We start from the raw sequence: 20,924 nt of genomic DNA on the forward strand, positions 1-20,924 counted from the left end.
GTCAGCGGCGCTTGCCGAACAGCACCAGCGCCAGCGCCGCGATCGCGCCGGCGCCGAAATAGGCCGCGCCTGCCCCGGTCGACATGCCGTGCTCGACCACGCGCGGCCGGATGACCACCGCGCCCGGCGCCGCGATCGCGGCCGCGTGCTCGTTCTCGGCCGAGGTCGCCGCCCACGCGGTGGCGAACAGCAGGATCCGGTAGGTCGTGTAGCTGAACACCATCAGACCGATGATCGAGCCGAAGGTGGCGCCCGCGGGGCTGCGCAGCACCATCTGCAGATAGATCGCCGCGACGAACTTGAACACCTCGAAGGCCACCGCGGCCAGCGCGGCCGCGCGCATCGCACTGCGCAGCGAGACCGGTTCGCGCGGCAACCGGGCGATCATCCAGGCGAAGACGGCCCAGGAGGCCAGCAGGCCGAGCGCGATCGACAAGACGCGCAGGACCACCGACGCGCCCGGCAGCTGATCGGCCCCGACCAGCTCCAGCAGCTTCCGCGCCAGCCCGCTCGAGGCGATCGCCGAGAGCCCGAGCGAGACGACGAAGGCGAGGCCGAGGCCGACGAGCGCGCCCAGATCTGACAATTTGCCCAGCCACCAAGGCTTTTCGGGGCTCTTGACGTCCCACTGTTCGGTGAGCGCCGCCCGCAGGTTGGCGATCCAGCCGAGCCCGGTGTAGAGGCCGACGAGCAGACCGATCACACCGACGGTGCCGCGCGAGGAGATCGCCTGGTCGATGAGGTCGTTGATCTGGTCGCCGAACGAGCCGGGGATGTTCTCGACGACGCTCGCCTCCAGCTCGGCGAGCAGTTCCGGGCGCCCGGCCAGCACGAAGCCAGCCACCGAGAACGCCACCATCAGCAGCGGAAACAGCGACAGCACCGTGAAGTAGGTGATGCCCGCGGCGAAATAGTCGCCGCGCTGGCTCTGGAACCGCGCACCCGCCCTGACCAGATGATCCAGCCAGGGCCGCTGCTCGACCTGCCGCTTGACGGTGGCCGAGATGTTGTCGATGACCTGCATACCCCGCGCGCCCCTTCAGCCGAAACCCCAGGCGCACAACGTCTCAGCGAGCGAGGAAGCCCACCCGATCGTACACCTGGGCCAGTGTGTTGCCTGCGATCTCCCGCGCCCGCTCGGAACCCGCCGCGAGAATCCGGTCCAGTTCTGCCTGATCCGACAGATACTCCTGCACCTTCTTCTGCACGGGTGTCACGAATTCGACCAGCGCGTCGGCCACCTCGGCCTTGAGATCACCGTAGCCCTTGCCCGCGAAATTCTCCTCCAGGGTGACGATCGGAGTTTCGGTGAGCGAGCTCAGGATCACCAGCAGATTGCTCACGCCCGCCTTGTGCTCCGGGTCGTAGCGGATCTCGCGCTCGGTGTCGGTGACGGCCGACTTGACCTTCTTCGCGGTGACCTTCGGATCGTCGAGCAGGTTGATCAGCCCGGCGTCGGTGCTGGCCGACTTGCTCATCTTCGCGGTCGGATCCTGCAGGTCGAAGATCTTCGCGGTGCCCTTGACGATGTGCGGCTCCGGCACGACGAAGGTCTTCTTGAAGCGGGTGTTGAAGCGCTGGGCCAGGTTTCGGGTCAGCTCCAGGTGCTGGCGCTGATCCTCGCCGACCGGGACCTGGTGCGGGCGGTAGAGCAGGATGTCGGCGGCCATCAGCACCGGGTAGGTGAACAGGCCGACGGTCGCGTTCTCCGAACCCTGCTTGGCCGACTTGTCCTTGAACTGCGTCATCCGGCTCGCCTCGCCGAAACCGGTGATGCAGCTCAGGACCCACGCGAGCTCGGCGTGCTCGGGGACCTGGCTCTGCACGAACAGCGTGGACCTGGCCGGGTCGATTCCCAGCGCGAGCAGCTGCGCGGCGGCGGCCTTGGTGCGGCCGCGCAGCGCCTTGGGGTCCTGGCTGACGGTGATGGCGTGCATGTCCGGGATGAAGTAGAGCGCGTCGTACTCGTCCTGCATGGTCACCCAGTACTGCAGCGCACCCAGGTAGTTGCCGAGGTGGAAGGAGTCGCTGGTGGGCTGGATGCCCGACAGCACCCGCTGCTTACGTTCGGCCGTCGCGGCCGGGGCAGGACTGGACATGCCCCCGATCTTTCCATGACCATCAAGCGGAATTTCGCTGCACCCAGTTGCGCGGATCGACACCCGGCATGCTCGGCTTGCCCGCGCGCACCATGCGCCGCTCGCGGCGGGCCAGCAGCTGGTAGGACGGTGCGCTCGGTCCGGCCAGCGCACCGGCCAGGACGCGCGGCGCCAGCGGCGGGGCGACGTGCGCGGTGCGCAGGCTGCGGCACAGGGTGCTGTAGGCGAGCTGATCGGCCAGACCCCAGTCGATGCCGTACATCCGCCGGATCCGCTCCGGCAGACTGCCCTGGATAAGCAGGTACAGCGTCGCGCCGACCTGCTCGGCGGGCGGCCGCAGGCGATAGGCCTTGCGGTGGCCGGCCAGATAGGACCCGACCAGGTGGGCCTCGTCGGTGAGGAACAGCTCCGCCGAGTTCAGGTAGCCGTCGAAGTAGCGGCGGAAAGCGGGGTAGTCGGCAGGCGCGGCAGCACGGGGCATCCCGAACAGCTCGCCCCAGCGCACGTAGTCCTGGTAGAGGTCCTCGCGTTCGGTGGGCGTGAGCGCGCGGACGAGCCGGTCGTACATCGCCTCCGCGGAATCGAAGGTGAACGCCATGGTCATGAACATCAGGTGCGGATCGTGGGCCGCGTAGGGGGTGCCCGCGGGGTGGTGGACGCCCGCGTCCTCGGGCAGGGTGCCGATCACCCGCTCGTGCTTGCGCCGGGTGAAGGCCAGCGCGCGGTCGGCCTCGCTCCTGCTGCCGAGGAAGACCGCCTCGAACAGCGCGCCGGTGACGGCAAGCCGGGTGTAGGGCGTCGCGCGATGAGCGGTGTGCTCGCTGGTGCCGACGAACAGCAACGGATGCACCGCGCCGATCACCAGCGCTCGCACGCCGTAGGTCAGGCCGACCGCCCGCTTGCTCATCACCCGTCGGATCATCGAATCGTCGGCGAAATATCCGGGTTCGCCCTGCCGTGCGGCCATGCTGCGCCTCCTCGTCGAGTGCATCTGGCAATAGAATCCACCAGAATTGGTAATCTGGCAAGAGTCTCTACCAGAAATAGGGCACCCGACGGCAGGACGCAGAATGGGAGCTGTGGCAGCACAACGCACCTACGGTGGCGTCTCGGCCGAACAACGCCGGGCCCAACGCCGGACCGCCCTGCTGGACGCGGCGCTCGACATCGTCGCCGAAGAGGGGCAGGCCAAGCTCACCGTCGCCGGGCTCTGCGCCCGCGCCGGACTGAACGAGCGCTACTACTACGAGAACTTCGAGCACCGCGACGGCGTCCTGGAGGCCCTGCTCGACCGCATCGCCGAGGAACTGACCGGCGCCATCGTCGCCGCGCTGACCACGGCTCCCGCCGACAGCAGGTCCCAGTCACACGCGGCGATCGAGGCGGGCATCGCGGTGCTCATCGACGACCCGCGCAAGGCGAAGGCCGCGCTGATCGCGGGCATGGCGACACCGGAACTGCGGGCCCGCACCGCCCGCACCGTGCGGGCGTTCTCCCGGCTGGTCGCCGCGGAGGGCACCGGCTTCTACGGGGTCGAGGTGCCGCAGAAGCTCGTCGACTTCCGCGCGATCTATCTCATCGGCGGGCTGACCCAGACCCTCACCACCTGGCTGGCAGGCGACCTGGATCTCACCCGCGACGAACTGATCGACCAGGTCACCGAGGTCTTCGTGCTCCTCGGTGACGACCTGGCCGAGCGGCACCGCTGAGGCGCGGTCAGTCGGTGAGCGACACCGCGCCGAAGGCCCCGGGCTCGCCCTGCAGGACGACCCGGAACACGACGTCGCGACGCGACCAGTAGGCCGCGCAGTCGCGCATGGCGCTGTCGAACCAGGCGCGCTCGTCGGGTTGCCCGGCGAGCAGGTCGGCCCCGTCGCGCACCACGGCCACGTAACCGGGCGCGTCGCCGACGAAATCGTCCAGGTCGCGCAGGCATTCGTCGAAGGCGTCCTTGTTGGCGCCGAAGTAGTACGGGAACTGGAAGGCGGCGGCGAACTCGTCGAAGAGCGCGGCGATGTCACGCATCTTCGCCCCGCGCAGTTCGCGCACGCGGTAGTCGGCGGGGGCGTCGTAGCGGACGCCGCTGAACGCCGACGCGTCGACCGCGAGGGCGCCGAGCACCGGCCGCGCGACGGTGGCCGGTGCGTCGGTGGCGGGACGAGCAAGGAACTGCGACAGCGTCATTCGCTGTGTCATCAGCGCATCCTCGTGAAGGTCTCGTAGTGGTCGCCGGTGTACCAGGCGGTGCCGTCGCTGCCGGTGACGATGCGTTCGGCATCGCGACCCCGGTTGCGCTGCTTGGGATTGACATCCCACTCCTGGTAGGTCACCGGTTTGCCCGCCGAATCCTTGGGCGGCAGTTTGGTCCCCCGGTTCATCCATTGCTCGCCGCCCTTGGTGCCGGGCGCGTTCGCCGAGCCGGGCCAGCGACCCGCGTCGATCTCCACGAGGGTCGCGTAGGCGCGATCGGGCACGCCCGCGGTCTTGGTGACCGGCGCGGCACTCGAATTCCCGGCGGGCGGACCCGGTTTCGGCGCCACCGCGGTGGTGCTGACCCCTGGGACGGGACGAGCGCTGGTCGTCGCGGTGGTGTCACCGCCGCGGCCGGTGAGGAGAGTCAGCCCCACCGCCGCGACGAGCAGGACGAGCCCACCGAGCAGTCCGAGAGTTTTCCGTGAAAGGTTCATCGATACTGCACCGTAATCGGTGCGCCGCCGAAACGGCGCCGCCCCTCGGCCGTGGCGCGTTCGGCGGCGGCCCGGCGTCCCCGGCTCCGGCCGCTACCGGCGCGCAGCCGCTTCGCGACCGGCCACCCGCCCGAAGGCCAGGCAGTCGGCGATGTGGAAACCGCCGTCCTTGGCCCAGCTGTAGGTGAAGCTCACCGCGCCCGCCGCGTACAGCCCCACAGCGGCACGTCGGTGAGCCGGTCAGGAAGCCGAACTCGTTCTCGCCCATGCGCGTTCCTTCCGGTCGCCCCGTGCGGAACCGTAGGAACCCGGTGATATGGCGTGCGTCACCGTTTCCGCTGAGCGGGAGACTCCCCGCGCGGCCCAGGTCAGCGATACTGCACGGTGACGGGTGCGTGGTCGGACCAGCGCTGGTCGTAGGCCGCGGCGCGTTCGACGACGGCCTGCTTGGCCCGGCCCGGCAGTTCGCCCCGCGCGAGCTGGTAGTCGATGCGCCAGCCCGAGTCGTTGTCGAAGGCGCGGCCGCGGTAGGACCACCAGCTGTAGGGGCCCGCGACGTCGGGATGCAGGGCACGCACCACGTCGACGTAGCCGGCGGCCAGCAGCTCGGCGATCCAGGCCCGCTCCTCGGGCAGGAAGCCCGCCGATTTCTGATTGCCCTTCCAGTTCTTCAGGTCCACCTCGGCGGGGGCGATGTTCCAGTCGCCGCTCACCACGAAATCGCCGGTGCGCGTCTTCAGGTAGGCGCCGAACTCGGCCATGAACCGGTACTTCTCGTCCTGCTTCGGGGTGTTCTCCTCGCCCGAGTGCACGTAGACGCTGGCGACGGTGAGATCGCCGAAATCGGCCTCGAGGTAGCGTCCCGACTGGGCGAACTCGCTGCTCCCGAACCCGATCCGCACCGCGTCGGGCGTGCGCCGCGACAGGATCGCCACCCCGGCCCTGCCCTTGGACTCCGGCTCGGCGTGCGTGAGCACCCATCCCGAGTCCAGCGCGGGGGCGAGGGCGGTGGCGACCTGCGCGTCGGTCGCCCTGGTCTCCTGCAGGCAGACGATGTCGGCCTCGGTCGCGGCCAACCACGGCACCATGCCCTTGGTCGCCGCGGCACGCACGCCGTTGACGTTCACGGTAGAGAGGATGAGAGCCATCCGGAAACCGTACAATGACAGGTCAGGAAAGCGCCCTGAGGACACCGTCGTCCAGGAAGGGGTGAATGACGATGACGTCACGCACCGCCAAGCCCGCTGCCCCGCCCGCACCCGTCGCGGCCCTGCACCTCGGGACCGGTGACCCGGTGCTGCTGCTGCACGGTTTCCTGTTGTCGCCGCACTGCTGGGAGCAGGTCGCGCGCCGGATGTCGGCCAGTTGCGAGGTCTACGCGCCCGCCTTCGCCGGGCACTGGGGCGGCCCGCGCGTCGAGGGCTCACTGCTGGATGTGTACGCGCTCGCCGACCAGATCGAGGATCAGCTCGACGAGCTGGGCTGGCGTACGTGTCACATCGCGGGCAATTCCCTCGGCGGCTGGGTGGGTCTCGAACTGGCGCGCCGCGGCCGGGCCCGCACGCTGACCACGGTGGCGGCGGCGGGCGGCTGGGCCTCACCGTCGGTGAGCCAGATCCGGATCGGCCTGAAATTCGCCTCCATGATCCCGTTCGTGCAGATCGGCAAGCGCCTGGGCGGGTTCGCGAGCAACAACGCCCTCATCCAGCAGGTGGCCGCGTTCCTGCTGAGCAAGAACACCGGCGCCGTCGCCCGCCGCGACCTGGCGACCATCATCACCGCGGTGCTGCACTGCGACGCGATGCTCCCGCTGATCCTCGGCAGCCTGCGCGCACCGGGGATGGACGATCTCGGCGAGCTCACCACCCCGGTGCGGATGCTGCTGGCCGAATACGACCGGATCATCCCCAACCACGTCTACGCCACCCGCTACCTGCGCGAACTGCCCGAATCCGCCGACCGCATCCTGGTCCACGGGGTCGGCCACGTGCCGATGCTGGAGGCGCCGGACCGAATCGCCACCCTCATCGCCGAGCACATCTACGCCAGCCGCGGACACCTGCGCGCGGTCTGAACACCCGACGACACCGAGGCCGTCCGCGACCGGCGTGTCGCGCCGTGCCCCGGTTTCGGTGACGCCGGTCACCATCGGGGCGCGTAACAGCGGCGTAACGGTTCGGAAAATCCCCGTCTACATCCATCGACGACCGTCGGTGAGTCGCACGAATTCGTGGGGCGAGCAGACGAGGGAGAGAGGCAATGGCCGGAGCAGATACCGCTGCCAAAGAAACACTCGAGGACTACACGCTGCGTTTCGCCCCACGGAGCTATCGCAAATGGAGCCCGGCGGTGGTCGGAATCTCGGCGCTCGGCGGTATCGCGTATCTGGCCGACTTCGCCATCGGCGCGAATATCGGCATCGCCCACGGCACCGGAAACGCCCTGATCGGGATCGGTATCTTCGCCATCGTCGTGATGCTCACCGGTTTCCCGCTCGCCTACTACGCGGCGCGCTACAACATCGATCTGGATTTGATCACGCGCGGTAGCGGATTCGGTTATTACGGCTCGGTGATCACCAATATCGTGTTCGCCTCGTTCACCTTCATCTTCTTCGCGCTCGAAGGTTCGATCATGGCCCAGGGCCTGGAACTGGGCCTCGGAATTCCGCTCTGGCTGGGTTATCTGGCCTCGACGGTGATCATCTTCCCGCTCGTCATCTACGGCATGAACACGCTGGCGAAACTGCAGGTGTGGACCACTCCCCTGTGGCTGCTGCTGATGGTCGCGCCGTTCGGCTTCCTGCTGCTGCGCCACCCCGACTCGGTCGGGTCGTTCTTCGCCTACGGCGGCAAGGACGGCGCCGGGGTGAGCCTGTCGGGCGCGCTGCTGGCCGCCGGTGTCTGCCTGTCGCTGATCGCGCAGATCGCCGAGCAGATCGATTACCTGCGCTTCATGCCGCCGCGCACCCCCGAGAACCGCGCCAAGTGGTGGGGCTGGATGCTGCTCGCCGGGCCGGGCTGGGTGATCTTCGGCGCCGCCAAGCAGGTCGTCGGCCTGTTCCTGGCCGTCTACCTGATCGCCAATCTGCCTGCCGCGCAGGGCATCGCCAACCAGCCGGTGCACCAGTTCCTGGAGATCTACCGCGACATGGTGCCGGGCTGGCTGGCCATGACGCTGGCCGTGGTGCTCGTGGTGATCAGCCAGATCAAGATCAATGTCACCAACGCGTACTCGGGCTCGCTGGCCTGGACCAACTCCTACACCCGCGTCACCAAGACCTACCCGGGCCGCCTGGTGTTCCTGGTGATCAACCTGGCCATCGCGCTGGTGCTGATGGAAGCCGACATGTTCGACTTCCTCAACAACATCCTCGGCTTCTACGCCAACTGCGGCATCGCCTGGATCGTCACCGTGGCCACCGACATCGCGGTGAACAAGTACCTGCTGAAGATCTCGCCGAAGGTGCCGGAATTCCGGCGCGGCATGCTCTACGACTTCAACCCGGTGGGCCTGGTCGGTTTCGGGCTCTCGGCCGTGCTGTCGATCATGACCTTCTTCGGCCTCTTCGGCGAGCTGCTGAAGCCCTACTCGCCGCTGGTCGCGGTGCTGGTGGCCTTCATCGCCACCCCGCTCACCGCGATCCTCACCAAGGGCAAGTACTACCTGCGCCGCGCCGACGACGGCATCGAGCTGCCGATGTTCGACGAGCACGGCAACCCGTCGGGCGACCTGCTGCCCTGCCACGTCACCGGGCTCGAATTCGAGCGGCCCGACATGATCGCCTCCGCGGTGCCGGGGCCCGAGGGTGAAGTCCAGTACATCAGCTCGCTGGCACTGTCCACGGACCGCGAGGGCAGGCACCTGCTGCCGCGGCAGTAGTCCTGGAGCGCTGGCGCGCTCGAGTCGCGGCCCCTTCTGTCCCGCCGGGACGGCCGACTGCGTCGGCCTCCCCTCCTCGAGGTCGGGGCGTAGTGGTTGGGTGAGGCTGTCAGAGGAGCTTGCGGACCAGCGGCAGCGGCAGGGTGCGCAGGGCGAAGGCGATCGGAATCCACGGCCAGTCCGGCACATACGCCTTGGCGCGGCGCTTCTCGATCGCGGCGACCATGGCGCGCACGCCGGTCTCGGTGTCGACCATGAACTTCGGTTCGTGCTTGATCCGGTCGTTCATCTCCGAACGGATGTAGCCCGGATAGATCACCGAGACATCCACGCCGGGAACGGCTTCGGCGCGCAGACCCTCGGCGAGCGCGGCGACGCCCGCCTTGGTGGCAGCGTAGGTGGTGAGGGTCTTGGGCATGCCGCGCAGGCCGGAGATCGAGGAGATCATCACCAGGTGGCCGCGGCCCTGGGCGCGGAAGATCGTCATCGCGGCCTCGGTTTGCGCCAGGGCGGCAAGGAAATTCACCACCGCGGTCTCGCGGTTGGCGGCGTGCTTGCCGGTCCCCAGCGGCGCGCCCTTGCCGAGGCCCGCGTTGACGATCACCCGGTCGATGGCGCCGAACTCGGCGGCGTAGGCGTCGAAGACGGTGAACACGGCCGCGTCGTCGGTGACGTCGAGCTGTTTCACCGAGACGATGCGCTCGGGGTGCGCGGCGAGGATCTCGGTGCGCAGTTCGTCGAGGCGTTCGGTGCGGCGCGCGCACAGGCCGAGGTCATAACCGAGTGCCGCGAACTGGCGGGCCATCTCCGCGCCGAGGCCGGAGCTGGCGCCGGTGATCACGATGGTGCCCCGGCTCACGGCGTCACCGCCGGGGCCGACACGGGCTCGATGTGGGATTCCATGCGCCCACGGTAGCCACCCGGCGCCCCCGGCGTCACCGATCCGGTCAGCGCACGGCGACCAGCCGGGCGGAGTTCGCCGACTCGTCGTCGACGGCCTCGTTCGCGGCCAGTTCGGCGTGTACCCGATCGAAGTAGCGGTTGATCTCGGTGTTCGTGCGCTCCGCGTCCCAGCCGAGCAGCGGCGCGATCAGCCGGGCGATCTCCGGCGCGGCGGCCAGGCCACGGTCCGGGACCTCGATGGAGATGCGGGTGCGGCGGGTCAGCAGGTCGTCCAGATGCAGCGCGCCCTCGTGGGTGACCGCGTAGACGGCCTCCGCGGCGAGGTAGTCGGGGGCGCCCGGAATCGGTAGGCGCAGCGTGGCGTCGGCGGCGATCAGCTCGAAGATGTCGGCGGCCAGCGACCCGTAGCGCCCGAGCAGGTGCTCGACGACATCGAGCGGCAGCCCCACCGACGCGGCCAGGTCGGCGGCCTCGGCGAGCATCTCGGCATACCCCTCGGCACCGACGATCGGCAGCCGCGCGGTCGTCGAGGCGGGGATGTCGCCGCCGAGGCGGGCGGTGACGGCGTCGACCACGTCTGCGGCCATCACGCGGTAGGTGGTGTACTTGCCGCCCGCGATCACGTACAGCCCCGGCACCGGCTCGGCGACGGCGTGCTCACGGGACAGCTTGGCGGTCTCCTTGGACGCGCCGGTCATCAGCGGGCGCAGCCCGGCGTAGGTGCCGACGATGTCGGCCCTGGTCAGCGGCTCGCGCAGCAGCGCGTTGACGTGGTCGAGGATGTAGCGGACATCGGCGGCGGTGGCCGTGGGGTGGTCCTTGTCCAGCGACCACGCGGTGTCGGTGGTGCCGATGATCCAGTGCTCGGCCCACGGGATCACGAACAGCACCGACTTCTCGGTGCGCATGATCAGGCCGGTGTGCAGGTCGAGCCGGTCGCGCGGCACCAGGATGTGCACGCCCTTGGACATCTGGACGTGGAACGGGAAATCGACGCCGGTCATCTTGATCATGTCGTCGGTCCACACGCCGGTCGCGCTGATCACGCTGCGAGCCCGGATCGTGTGGGCCGCACCGGTTTCCAGGTCGACCACGTGCGCGCCGACGACCTGCTCGCCGTCACGCACGAGCCCGGTGACCTTGGTGCGGGTCAGCACGGTCGCGCCGTGGCCGGCGGCGGTCCTCGCGATCATCATGGTGTGGCGGGCGTCGTCGACCTGGGCGTCGTAGTAGCGGATCGCGCCGGTCATCGCGTCCTCGCGCAGGGCTGGGGCGAGTTCCAGTGCGCCGGAACGGGTCAGGTGCTTGTGCATCGGCACCGCGCGCGCTCCGCCGAGGGTGTCGTAGAGCGCGACGCCTGCGCCGATGTAGGCGCGCTCCCAGACCCGATGCTGCAGCGGGAACAGGAACGGCACCGGATGCACCAGGTGCGGGGCGAGCGTGTTCAGCAGCAGCCCACGCTCTTTCAGCGCCTCGCGGACCAGCGCGAAGTCCAGCTGCTCGAGATAGCGCAGGCCGCCGTGGATGAGCTTGGACGAGCGGCTCGAGGTGCCCGCGGCGAAATCGCGGGCCTCGACGAGGGTCACCGACAGGCCGCGCGCGGCCGCGTCGAGCGCGGCGCCGGCACCGGTGACACCGCCGCCGATCACCAGCACGTCGATCTCGCGGTCGCCGAGGGCGGCGATCGCCGCGGCGCGGTAGGTGGGGTCCAGGGAAACGGACACGGCTTGCTCCTTGGTGAGGTGATCGGTCATCAGTCGAGTTCGGCCCAGTCGAGGGTGCGTTCGACCGCCTTGAGCCAGCGGCGGTAGCCGCGTTCGCGCTGCTCGTCGGACCAGGAGGGGAACCAGCGGAGGTCTTCGTGCCAGTTCGCGAGCAGTTCGTCGGTGGAGTCCCAGACCCCGATCGCCAGGCCCGCCGCGTAGGCGGCGCCGAGCGCGGTGGTCTCGGCGACGACGGGCCGCGAGACCGGGACGCCGAGCAGGTCGGCCTGGATCTGCATGGCGAGTTTGTTCATGGTGACGCCGCCGTCGACCCGCAGCGTCGCCAGCCGCACACCGGAATCGCGCTGCATCGCCTCGACCACGTCGCGGGTCTGATAGGCGATGGATTCCAGTGTCGCCCTGGCCAAGTGGGCGTTGTTGCTGTAGCGCGACAGGCCGACGACCGCGCCGCGCGCGTCGGGACGCCAGTACGGCGCGAACAGGCCGGAGAACGCGGGCACGAAGTACACGCCGCCGGAGTCGGCGACCTGCTCGGCCAGGTCCTCGATCTGCGCGGCGCCGGCGATGACGCCGAGCTGATCGCGCAGCCACTGCACGGCCGACCCTGTCACCGCGATCGAGCCCTCGAGCGCGTAGACCGGCTTGTCGTCGCCGAACCGATAGGCGACGGTGGTGATCAGGCCGTGGTTCGAGCGGACGATCTCGGTGCCGGTGTTGAGCATCAGGAAATTGCCGGTGCCGTAGGTGTTCTTGGCCTCGCCCGGCTGGAAACACACCTGGCCGACGCTCGCGGCCTGCTGGTCGCCGAGGACCCCCGCGATCGGGACCGCGCCCTTGAACGGCCCGTCGGGGTTGGTCGTGCCGAAACCGGCCGGGTTCGACGACGGCGCGATGGCGGGCAGCATGGCGCGCGGGATGTCGAAGATCGACAGGAGTTCGTCGTCCCAGCGCAGCGTCTCGAGGTCCATCAGCATGGTGCGCGAGGCGTTGGTCGGATCGGTGACGTGCGCGCCGCCGCGGATGCCGCCGGTGAGGTTCCAGATCAGCCAGGTGTCGAGGGTGCCGAACAGGGCGTCACCGCGTTCGGCGTCGGCCCGCACCCCCTCCACGTTGTCGAGGATCCAGCGCAGCTTGCCGCCCGAGAAGTACGGCGCCGGCGGCAGTCCGGTCCGCTCGCGGATGAGATCGGTGTGCCCGGCCGCGTCGAGCGCGGCGATGAGGCGGTCGGTGCGGGTGTCCTGCCAGACGATCGCGTTGTAGTACGGGCGGCCGGTGTGGCGGTTCCAGACGACGGTGGTCTCGCGCTGGTTGGTGACCCCGATCGCGGCCAGATCGGCGGCGGTGAGATCGGCGGTGGCCAGCGCGGTCTTGACGACGGTACGGGTGCGCTCCCAGATCTCGTCCGGGTTGTGTTCGACCCACCCCGCTCTCGGCATGATCTGCTCGTGCTCGAGCTGGTGCCGGGCGACGACGGCGCCGCCGCGGTCGAAAACCATGAAACGCGTCGAGGTCGTGCCCTGATCGATCGCGCCCACATACCGAGTCATCGTGGTCCTTTCGAGCGGACTCACCCTCGAGTCCGGAACCCACGCTAGGAACGGCCGAACCCCGCCGCCACGGCCGCCGTTCGACAATGCTGAACGGTCGAGCTGATAGGTTCGGGCGGTGCCGGGTCCGATCCAGTCGATCGAGCGAGCCGCCGCCGTGCTGCGGCTGCTCGCGCGCGGGTCGGGACCGATGGCCGTCGGCGAGGTCGCGGCCGCCCTCGACCTGGCCAAACCCACCGCACACGGCATTCTGCGAACCCTGCTCGGGGTCGGCTTCGTCGACCAGGATCCGGCGACGGGGCGCTACCTGCTCGGCCCCGCGCTGAGCGAGCTCGGCAGCGATCACCTCGATGTCAACGAGCTGCGTTCGCGCGCGATCCACCGCGCCGACGCGCTCGCCGCACGCACGGGCGAGGCGGTCCGGATGGCGGTGTCGCGGCCGGCCGGGGTGACGGTGGTACACCACGTGTTCCGGCCCGACAACACCGAGCAGGTGCTCGCCGTCGGCGAGGTACTGCCGACCCACGCCACCGCGCTGGGCAAGGTGCTGCTCGCCTACGACGCGGCATCGAATCCGCCTGTGCTGCAGCCTTTCACGCGGCGAACTATCGTCGACCCGGCGACGTTGCGGCGCGCTGTCGGCGAGGTCAGGCGCAGCGGATGGGCGAGTGAGGTCGAGGAATATCGCAGCGGGGAGGCAGGCATCGCCGCCCCGATCCGGGCGCGAGGAGGTCTGGTGGTGGCCGCCATCGGCATCTCCGGGCGAACCGATCGCCTGTGCGACAGCCGTTTACAGGTTCGGCCGGGCGCGGTCGAATTGGTGCGCGCCGCCGCTCAGGCCGTCCACCGCGATCTCGGGGCCGCGCGATGAGCCGGACCGGCCCCTGCCCTCAGCGGGCGCCGATCGGGACCGTTGCGGTCGAGCCGGTGACGGCACGGGTGGGCCACCGCGACCCCGGGGCGACACGATGAACAGGAGAATCCGGTGACGCCGCGCTATGTGCTCGCCCTCGATCAGGGCACCACCTCGACCCGGTGCATCGTGTTCGACCGGCACGCGCGGCTGGTGGGGCTGGCGCAGCGGGCGCATCGTCAGCGGTATCCGCGTTCGGGGTGGGTCGAGCAGGACGCGATGGAGATCTGGCGGACGGTCGAGCGGCTCGTGCCCGCCGCACTGCGGGACGCCGGGATCACCGTCGAGCAGGTCGCGGCGATCGGGATCGCCAATCAGCGCGAGACCACCGTGGTGTGGGACCGCGCGAGCGGGGTGCCGGTGCGTCCGGCCATCGTCTGGCAGGACATCCGCACCGAGGAGCTCGTCGAGGAGTACCGGAAAGCGCCCGGCGCACACCGGATCACCGAGTTGAGTGGGCTGCCGCTGGCCACCTATTTCGCCGCACCCCGGCTGCGCTGGCTGCTCGACCACGTCGACGGGCTGCGCGCGCGGGCGGAGCGCGGCGAGGTGCTGTTCGGGACCATGGAGTCCTGGCTGATCTGGAACCTCACCGGCGCGCACGTCACCGACGTCACCAACGCGGGCCGCACCCTGCTCATGAACCTGGCCACCCGCCAGTGGGACGAGGAACTGTTGCGGTTCTTCGGCATTCCGCGCGCCATGCTTCCCCGCATCGCGCCGTCGACCGGTGACTTCGGGACCGCACGCACGGTGGCGCCCGGAGTGCGCATCGGCGCGGCCCTCGGGGATCAGCACGCGGCGCTGTTCGGCCAGACCTGCTTCGCGCCCGGGGAGACCGAATGCACCTACGGCACCGGCGGATTCCTGATGATGAACACCGGCACCGAGCTGATCCGCTCCCGGCACGGACTGCTCACCACCATCGGCTACCAGGTGGGACCCGAGCCGGTGTACGCGCTGGAGGGGCCGATCGCGGTCACCGGATCGCTGGTGCAATGGATGCGCGACATCGTCGGCCTCATCGCCACCGCGCCCGAAATCGAAACGCTCGCAAGCACTGTCGACGACAACGGCGGCTGCTACCTGGTGCCCGCCTTCTCCGGTCTCTACGCGCCGCACTGGCGCAGCGACGCCAGGGGCCTGCTGATCGGATTGACCTCGTATGTCACCAAAGGGCACCTGGCGCGCGCGGTGCTCGAGGCCACCGCCTGGCAGACCCGCGATGTCGTCGAGGCGATGAACGCCGACGCCGGGCTGCGGGCCGGGTCGCTGCGGGTCGCGGGCGGGATGGCGGCCAACAATCTGCTCATGCAGATCATCGCCGACGTGCTGGGTGTACCGGTGATGCGCCCACTGGTGACCGAGACGGTGTCGCTCGGCGCCGCCTACGCCGCCGGTCTCGCCGTCGGGTACTGGCCGGACCTGCAAGGGCTGCGCGGTAATTGGCGGGTGGCGGCCCAGTGGGTACCGCGCGCGGATCGAGCGGTCCGCGACGAGGAGTACGAGCGGTGGCAGCGGGCGGTGCAGCTCAGTGTCGGCTGGGCACGCCCGGCCGGTGAACGCTGATCCCCCCGCATCCGGCGAGGCTAGGCTGCGAGAGTTCCGATTCGTGAGGAGGACGAACGATGGCCGACCTGCTGACCGGACTGAGCGCCCGCGCGTTGCGTACCCGCTGGCTCGTCCGCGCGCCCATCGGCCTCTATCGCGCCGGTCTGGGTTTTCTGTGCGGGCGGCGGCTGCTGATGCTCGAGCACCTCGGCAGGCGCAGCGGTGCGCGGCGGTACGTCGTCCTCGAGGTCGTCGAGCGGCCGGCGCCCGATCAGTTCGTCATCGTGTCCGGCTTCGGCACCGGTGCGCAGTGGTACCGCAATGTCGTCGCCGATCCGCACGTCCGGGTCTCGTGGTGGGTCCAACGGCTGATGCCCGCGCTCGCGACCCCGATGACATCGGACGAATCGGCGCGGGCCCTCGCGCGGTACGCCGAGGCGCACCCCCGCGCCTGGGACAAGCTGCGCGCCACCATCGAACAGGCCACCGGCGCACCAGTGCGCACCTTGCCGATGGTCCGGCTGCGACTGTGTTCGGGGCTCGACTAGCCGGCGTACTGGGACCAGCGGTCACCCGAACGGTTCGTCGGTCCGCGTCGCGGTGACGGCCTGCACCAGCCACGTGTTGAGCTGCTCGAGATCGCCGCACTCGGCGAGGACGGCGCGTTGGGCGGCCGACAGCTCGAGGCCACGCGCGGTCAGCACGGTGAAAAGGGCATGCGCGGCCCCTTCGGCGCGCCCTTCTTCCCGCCCAACTTCGCGTCCTTCTTCCCTGCCCTTGGCCACGTACTTGGTGGCGATGCGACCACGGTATTCGGGAGTGCTCTGCACAAGGCCCTCCAGACCGCTCGGCCTCAGGAGAAGAGGTCGTCCGCTGACGTCGCGGTGAGGGCCTGCTGGAGCCAGCCTTCGAGCCGGGCGATGTCGGTGCACTCCGCGAGTTGAGCGCGCTGGGCAGCCGACAGCTCGATGCCACGACCCGTCAGCACTGTCAGCACAGAGCCGGCGATGCCTTCCGCACGGCCTTCTACGCGGCCTTCTACGCGGCCTTCCGCACGACCTTCCGCACGACCTTCCGCACGGCCCTTCGCTCGGCCCTCGGCAAGGCCCTGCTCCACGTACTTGGTGGCGATGCGGCCGTGGTACTCGGGAGAGCGTGCCATCAGGTCCTCCAGACGTCGGCTTGCCGCGGTGGTCAATGTCTCGTCGACCAGGTCGATATACATTTTCGCATGTTCGTCATCGGTTTTCATCAGGCCGGACAGGAACGCGGACAGGACTTCGTCCCCATTCGGTCCAGCGCCGTGCGCGATGGCCGAGAGCACCGCGCGCTCAGGGCAGTCCGCCGCTTCGACGGGGTCCGTGACCAACGGAAAGCGGTCCGGGCCGAGAACCTGGGGCTGGATGACCGATCCGAGAGTATCGAGTTCGATCGGCTGCTCGGCCCATTCGGCGACCTTCCGGCTCGGGGTGACAACCAGCAGCACGACCGGGCAACAGAGCCTCGACCGCAGGGTGGTCAGGTACACGGGCCATTTCCATCGCCGGACGTCCTTGCAGTCCAGCTGTACCTCCACGCAGACGCCGAGCACCGGCCGGTCCCGGGCGTCGTGCGTACTCAACGCGAGATCGCCACGGAACTCCTTGGGTCCGATATCGGTGAAGTCGCAGGGTTCGGCCCGCAGGTGGGCCAATTCGGGGCAGGGCATCCCGAACTCGTCGACCAGAAGCGAGAACGCCAAAGACAATTCGTTGCGGAAAAGGTCCAGCAAAGCTTCGTGCAGGTAGCTCGGCATGCGGGGAAACCTATAGCCGATGGACATGGTGCCGAAATTGTCGCGGCGTGTTGCGCGACACGGCTTTTCGGCGACCTTTCCGGCGACGGTGATGACCCGGGGTCGGTCAGCGCGACGCGTTGCGGCCCACCCACACGGTGACGGTGAACAGCGCGACGCCGAGGACAGCCAGCAGGGCGCCGACGGCGGCCGGGGCGGTGTAGCCGAGGCCGGCGGCGATGACGAGGCCGCCCAGCCAGGCGCCCGCGGCGTTGGCCATGTTGAGGGCGGCGTGGTTGAGGGCGGCGGCGAGGGTTTGGGCGTCGGCGGCCACGTCCATCAGGCGGGTCTGCAGGCCGGGGGCCAGGGCGGCGCCCGACGCGCCGACCAGGAACGCGCCGATGGCGGCCGTGATCGGGTTGTGGGCGGCCAGGACGAAGCCGGCGAGGATCACCACCATCGCGAGCAGGGCGGCGAAGATCGACCGGTCGACGCCGCGGTCGGCCATGATGCCGCCGAGGATGTTGCCCGCGATCATGCCGAGGCCGAACAGGGCCAGCACGATCGGGACCGCGCCGATCGGCATTCCGGCCACATCGGTCATGGTCGTGGCGATGTAGGTGTACACGGCGAACATGCCGCCGAAGCCGATCGCGCCGACGGCCAGCGTGAGCAGTACCTGCGGCCTGCGCAGCGCGCCGAGCTCGGTGATCGGGTTGGTGACCTTCATCCCGGACAGGTCGGGCACGAACCGCCACAGCGCGGCCACGGTCGCCACGCCGATCACGGCGACCACCACGTAGGCGTCGCGCCAGCCCAGATGCTGGCCGAGCCAGGTCGCGCCGGGCACCCCGATCACATTGGCCACACTCAGCCCGAGCATCACCGCGGCCACCGCCTTCGCCCGCTGCCCGACGGGCGCCAGCGTCGCGGCGGCGAGCGAGGCCACGCCGAAGTAGGCGCCGTGCGGCAGGCCGGAGACGAACCGGGCCAGGGTGAGGGTCGCGAAGGTGGGCGCGAGCACGGTCGCCGCGTTGCCGAGGGTGAACGCCACCATCAGCGCGATGAGCAGCTTCTTGCGTGGCACCCGCGCGGCCAGCGCCGCGATCAGCGGGGCACCCACGACGACGCCCAGCGCGTACGCCGACACCGCGTGCCCCGCGGTCGGCTCGGAGATACCGAAGTCGGCGGCGATGTCGGGCAGCAGGCCCATGGTCACGAACTCGGTGGTACCGATACCGAACCCACCCAGCGCCAACGCGAGCATCGCGGGGACATGCCAGCTCGTGCGTGGCGCGTCGACCCGGTCAGCGGTGGTGAGGGAAGAAGTCACGCCTCCATGCAACGACCCCCACTCCCCGATCGCTACCCGACCCGAGCGTGAGTTATCCCACCACCACCCTCAGACCGCGAACTCCCCGTCCCGAATCCGGTCCAGCGCGGCGTCGGTGCCGAGCTCGGGGCGACGATTCGCCTCGACGCGATAGAACCGGATCAGGTGGTAGAGCAGGGCCGGGTCGATGCGGTGCACCGTCGCGTCGATCCGGATCTCCGGCACGGCACTCTTGCGCCGCGTAAGCCGGGTTCGGCCGGTCGCGGCCACCTCCCGAGCGTGGATGACCACCACCCGGCGATGGTTCTCCGCAGCGGGCACGATCGCCGCGATGTCGTCCCAGCCGGTGGCCTGACGCAGGGATCCGGACTCGACGACCAGCCCCTCGGGACCGAGACGCACACCGAGTCGCCGGCGCAGCGATCGGGCGATCCCCCACCCGCCGTACACCCCGATCACGCTCACAGCCGAGCCGGCGAGCAGCACGGCGTAGTTCCACAGGTGGTCGAGTTCCCGGCCGGGCTGCCGGATCGTCAGGGTGACCACGAGCAGGCAACCGGTCCACAGGCTCGCACCGAGCACGAAGCCCAGTGTGGCGATCACGGTGCTCCGGTGGGCCGGGAGGAACACCGCGGGCTCGCGGGTGCGGGTCAACCGGGGCAGTCGTCGTCGGCGCACCCGTACGAAGACCGGGAGGAGAAACAGACCGGACCCGCACATCGCGGAACCCGCACCACAGAACACCGCGAGTGGCGCGTCGGCGTCGTCGACGGCGGTGCGCAGGCCCACCAGGAACAGCACTGTTCCCGGGACGAACGTCGCCACGATCGCCCCGGCGATCAGGTAGCTCGGCCGGTCCGAGCCGAACCCGGCAGGCCAGGGCAGCAGGTCTCGATGCATGAATCCCCCGAAAACGTGCGACCCGGCGAGTGGCCCGGGTTCTGGGAGAACTCGGGTGACTCACCGGGTCGGGAAATCGACCTCACCGTCGGCCGGGGCACGGATCGCGCGCCGGGCGGCCGAGTGCGCGGGAGGGTGGTGCTAGCGCTTCAGGGCGCGGGCCAGGTTGACGTCCAGGGCGCCGAGGAACTCCTCGGTGCTCAGGTAGCCCTGGTCGCCACCGACGAGCAGCGCCAGGTCCTTGGTCATCTGGCCGCCCTCGACGGTCTTGATGACGACGTCTTCGAGCGCCTGCGCGAAGCCGATCACCTCGGGGGTGTTGTCCAGCTTGCCGCGGTGCTCGAGACCACGGGTCCAGGCGAAGATCGACGCGATCGGGTTGGTCGAGGTCGGCTTGCCCTGCTGGTGCTGGCGGTAGTGCCGGGTGACGGTGCCGTGCGCGGCCTCGGCCTCACAGGTGCGGCCGTCCGGGGTGAGCAGCACCGAGGTCATCAGGCCCAGCGAGCCGAAGCCCTGCGCCACGGTGTCGGACTGCACGTCGCCGTCGTAGTTCTTGCAGGCCCAGACGTAGCCGCCCTCCCACTTCATGGAGGAGGCGACCATGTCGTCGATGAGACGGTGCTCGTAGGTGAGGCCCGCCGCGTCGAACTCGGCCTTGAACTCGGCGTCGAAGACTTCCTGGAAGGTGTCCTTGAACATGCCGTCGTAGGCCTTGAGGATGGTGTTCTTCGTGGAGAGGTACACCGGGTAGTTCTGCTGCAGGCCGTAGTTGAACGAGGCACGCGCGAAGTCCTCGATGGACTTCTTGAAGTTGTACATGCCCATGACGACGCCGCCGTCCTCGGGCATCTTCACGACCTCGTGCACGATCGGCTCGCTGCCGTCCTCCGGCGTGAAGGTCAGCGTGACGGTGCCCGCCTCGTAGACCTTGAAGTCGGTGGCGCGGTACTGGTCGCCGAACGCGTGACGGCCGATGATGATCGGCTTGGTCCAGCCGGGCACCAGGCGCGGCACGTTGGAGATGATGATCGGCGCACGGAAGATGGTGCCACCCAGGATGTTTCGGATGGTGCCGTTGGGCGAGCGCCACATCTTCTTGAGGCTGAACTCCTTCACCCGCGCTTCGTCGGGGGTGATGGTGGCGCACTTCACGCCCACGCCGTGCTTCTTGATGGCGTTCGCGGCGTCGACGGTGACCTGGTCGTCCGTCTTGTCGCGGTACTCGATGCCGAGGTCGTAGTACTCGAGGTTCACGTCGAGATACGGGTGGATCAGCTTGTCCTTGATGAACTGCCAGATGATCCGGGTCATCTCGTCGCCGTCGAGTTCTACGACGGTACCTTCAACCTTGATCTTGGACATGGATCTTCGTGTCCTCCTAGGATGGTGCCCTCATTGCACGGCCAGGCGAACACGCTTGTGAGCGGACCCCAGCTGTTCCAACAGACAACGTATATGCCCCGCGTTGTCTGCGGGACGTGTGGTGCAAACAAGACGAGCGTACTGCTGCCCCCGCCCTCACCGCGACGGGAGGGCCCGCTGTGCGGGACTCCACGAAGTTACCCCGCCGGGACACCGCCGCCACACCCGCTCCGCGTACTCGCGAGTAAG

21 protein-coding genes are annotated in these 20,924 nt (G+C 69.3%); 6 read left to right on the forward strand and 15 right to left on the reverse strand.

Going from position 1 to position 20,924, the window contains the following annotated elements:
- Nucleotide 1 precedes the first annotated feature (1 nt).
- From yhjD to AB0H56_RS09165, 3 genes are read right to left on the reverse strand one after another with little or no spacing between them, the layout of a single operon-like run.
- Nucleotides 2–1,024 (reverse strand): inner membrane protein YhjD, encoded by a 1,023-nt coding sequence (gene yhjD, locus AB0H56_RS09155; protein WP_357159545.1) that lies wholly within the window; start codon nt 1,022–1,024, stop codon nt 2–4.
- Between the two features lie 43 nt (nt 1,025–1,067).
- Complete coding sequence (gene trpS, locus AB0H56_RS09160; protein WP_110037033.1) at nt 1,068–2,099, reverse strand: tryptophan--tRNA ligase; 1,032 nt, start codon at nt 2,097–2,099, stop codon at nt 1,068–1,070.
- Between the two features lie 22 nt (nt 2,100–2,121).
- Nucleotides 2,122–3,066, reverse strand: coding sequence for an oxygenase MpaB family protein (locus AB0H56_RS09165; protein ID WP_357159548.1), 945 nt, complete (start codon nt 3,064–3,066; stop codon nt 2,122–2,124).
- 103 nt (nt 3,067–3,169) lie between these two features.
- Between AB0H56_RS09165 and AB0H56_RS09170 the strand changes: the two genes are divergently transcribed.
- The gene (locus AB0H56_RS09170) at nt 3,170–3,808 is read left to right on the forward strand and encodes a TetR/AcrR family transcriptional regulator (RefSeq protein ID WP_357159551.1); all 639 of its coding nucleotides are present in this window, start codon (nt 3,170–3,172) and stop codon (nt 3,806–3,808) included.
- 7 nt (nt 3,809–3,815) lie between these two features.
- On the opposite strand, the gene AB0H56_RS09175 is transcribed toward AB0H56_RS09170, so the two are convergent.
- The 4 genes from AB0H56_RS09175 to AB0H56_RS09190 all read right to left on the reverse strand — a co-directional run bounded on the left by AB0H56_RS09175 (nt 3,816) and on the right by AB0H56_RS09190 (nt 5,934).
- Entirely contained in the window at nt 3,816–4,295 is a 480-nt protein-coding gene (locus AB0H56_RS09175; RefSeq protein WP_357159554.1) for a barstar family protein, read from the reverse strand.
- Nucleotides 4,295–4,786: a ribonuclease domain-containing protein gene (locus tag AB0H56_RS09180; protein ID WP_357159557.1), complete on the reverse strand. Its 492-nt coding sequence runs from the start codon at nt 4,784–4,786 to the stop codon at nt 4,295–4,297. The genes AB0H56_RS09175 and AB0H56_RS09180 overlap by 1 nt, the downstream gene beginning before the upstream one ends.
- Before the next feature lie 93 nt (nt 4,787–4,879).
- Nucleotides 4,880–5,005, reverse strand: a complete 126-nt coding sequence (locus AB0H56_RS09185; RefSeq protein WP_357160277.1) for a hypothetical protein — start codon at nt 5,003–5,005, stop codon at nt 4,880–4,882.
- 149 nt (nt 5,006–5,154) lie between these two features.
- Nucleotides 5,155–5,934: an exodeoxyribonuclease III gene (locus AB0H56_RS09190; RefSeq protein ID WP_357159560.1), complete on the reverse strand. Its 780-nt coding sequence runs from the start codon at nt 5,932–5,934 to the stop codon at nt 5,155–5,157.
- Nucleotides 5,935–6,005: 71 nt separating this feature from the next.
- Here AB0H56_RS09190 and AB0H56_RS09195 point away from each other — a divergent pair, with 71 nt between their 5' ends.
- Nucleotides 6,006–6,860, forward strand: a complete 855-nt coding sequence (locus tag AB0H56_RS09195) for an alpha/beta hydrolase (RefSeq protein ID WP_357159563.1) — start codon at nt 6,006–6,008, stop codon at nt 6,858–6,860.
- Between the two features lie 185 nt (nt 6,861–7,045).
- Nucleotides 7,046–8,668, forward strand: coding sequence for a hypothetical protein (locus tag AB0H56_RS09200; RefSeq protein WP_357159566.1), 1,623 nt, complete (start codon nt 7,046–7,048; stop codon nt 8,666–8,668).
- A 109-nt stretch (nt 8,669–8,777) separates the two neighbouring features.
- Here AB0H56_RS09200 and AB0H56_RS09205 read toward each other — a convergent pair whose 3' ends face one another.
- The 3 genes from AB0H56_RS09205 to glpK (AB0H56_RS09215) form a co-directional block, all read right to left on the reverse strand.
- The gene (locus AB0H56_RS09205; RefSeq protein ID WP_357159569.1) at nt 8,778–9,527 is read right to left on the reverse strand and encodes an SDR family oxidoreductase; all 750 of its coding nucleotides are present in this window, start codon (nt 9,525–9,527) and stop codon (nt 8,778–8,780) included.
- 88 nt (nt 9,528–9,615) lie between these two features.
- Nucleotides 9,616–11,295: a glycerol-3-phosphate dehydrogenase/oxidase gene (locus AB0H56_RS09210; RefSeq protein ID WP_357159572.1), complete on the reverse strand. Its 1,680-nt coding sequence runs from the start codon at nt 11,293–11,295 to the stop codon at nt 9,616–9,618.
- Nucleotides 11,296–11,324: 29 nt separating this feature from the next.
- Entirely contained in the window at nt 11,325–12,842 is a 1,518-nt protein-coding gene (gene glpK / locus AB0H56_RS09215; RefSeq protein WP_357159575.1) for a glycerol kinase GlpK, read from the reverse strand.
- Between the two features lie 118 nt (nt 12,843–12,960).
- On the opposite strand from glpK (AB0H56_RS09215), the gene AB0H56_RS09220 reads away from it, so the two are divergent.
- The 3 genes from AB0H56_RS09220 to AB0H56_RS09230 all read left to right on the forward strand — a co-directional run bounded on the left by AB0H56_RS09220 (nt 12,961) and on the right by AB0H56_RS09230 (nt 15,854).
- Complete coding sequence (locus AB0H56_RS09220) at nt 12,961–13,713, forward strand: IclR family transcriptional regulator (protein ID WP_357159578.1); 753 nt, start codon at nt 12,961–12,963, stop codon at nt 13,711–13,713.
- 114 nt (nt 13,714–13,827) lie between these two features.
- On the forward strand, nt 13,828–15,324 hold the full coding sequence (gene glpK, locus AB0H56_RS09225; RefSeq protein ID WP_357159581.1) for a glycerol kinase GlpK: 1,497 nt from the start codon (nt 13,828–13,830) through the stop codon (nt 15,322–15,324).
- A gap of 59 nt (nt 15,325–15,383) precedes the next feature.
- On the forward strand, nt 15,384–15,854 hold the full coding sequence (locus AB0H56_RS09230; RefSeq protein ID WP_357159584.1) for a nitroreductase family deazaflavin-dependent oxidoreductase: 471 nt from the start codon (nt 15,384–15,386) through the stop codon (nt 15,852–15,854).
- Between the two features lie 21 nt (nt 15,855–15,875).
- Here the strand turns inward: AB0H56_RS09230 and AB0H56_RS09235 are convergent, their stop codons facing one another.
- The 5 genes from AB0H56_RS09235 to AB0H56_RS09255 all read right to left on the reverse strand — a co-directional run bounded on the left by AB0H56_RS09235 (nt 15,876) and on the right by AB0H56_RS09255 (nt 20,675).
- Nucleotides 15,876–16,136, reverse strand: a complete 261-nt coding sequence (locus AB0H56_RS09235) for a hypothetical protein (protein ID WP_357159587.1) — start codon at nt 16,134–16,136, stop codon at nt 15,876–15,878.
- Between the two features lie 23 nt (nt 16,137–16,159).
- Nucleotides 16,160–17,101, reverse strand: coding sequence for a hypothetical protein (locus AB0H56_RS09240; protein WP_357159590.1), 942 nt, complete (start codon nt 17,099–17,101; stop codon nt 16,160–16,162).
- Between the two features lie 106 nt (nt 17,102–17,207).
- Nucleotides 17,208–18,347, reverse strand: coding sequence for an MFS transporter (locus AB0H56_RS09245; protein WP_357160251.1), 1,140 nt, complete (start codon nt 18,345–18,347; stop codon nt 17,208–17,210).
- 135 nt (nt 18,348–18,482) lie between these two features.
- Entirely contained in the window at nt 18,483–19,313 is an 831-nt protein-coding gene (locus tag AB0H56_RS09250; protein WP_357159593.1) for a hypothetical protein, read from the reverse strand.
- A gap of 141 nt (nt 19,314–19,454) precedes the next feature.
- Nucleotides 19,455–20,675: an NADP-dependent isocitrate dehydrogenase gene (locus AB0H56_RS09255; RefSeq protein ID WP_110037050.1), complete on the reverse strand. Its 1,221-nt coding sequence runs from the start codon at nt 20,673–20,675 to the stop codon at nt 19,455–19,457.
- Nucleotides 20,676–20,924: the final 249 nt, after the last annotated feature.

Source organism: Nocardia sp. NPDC050717, from assembly GCF_040654275.1.
Lineage (GTDB): Bacteria > Actinomycetota > Actinomycetes > Mycobacteriales > Mycobacteriaceae > Nocardia.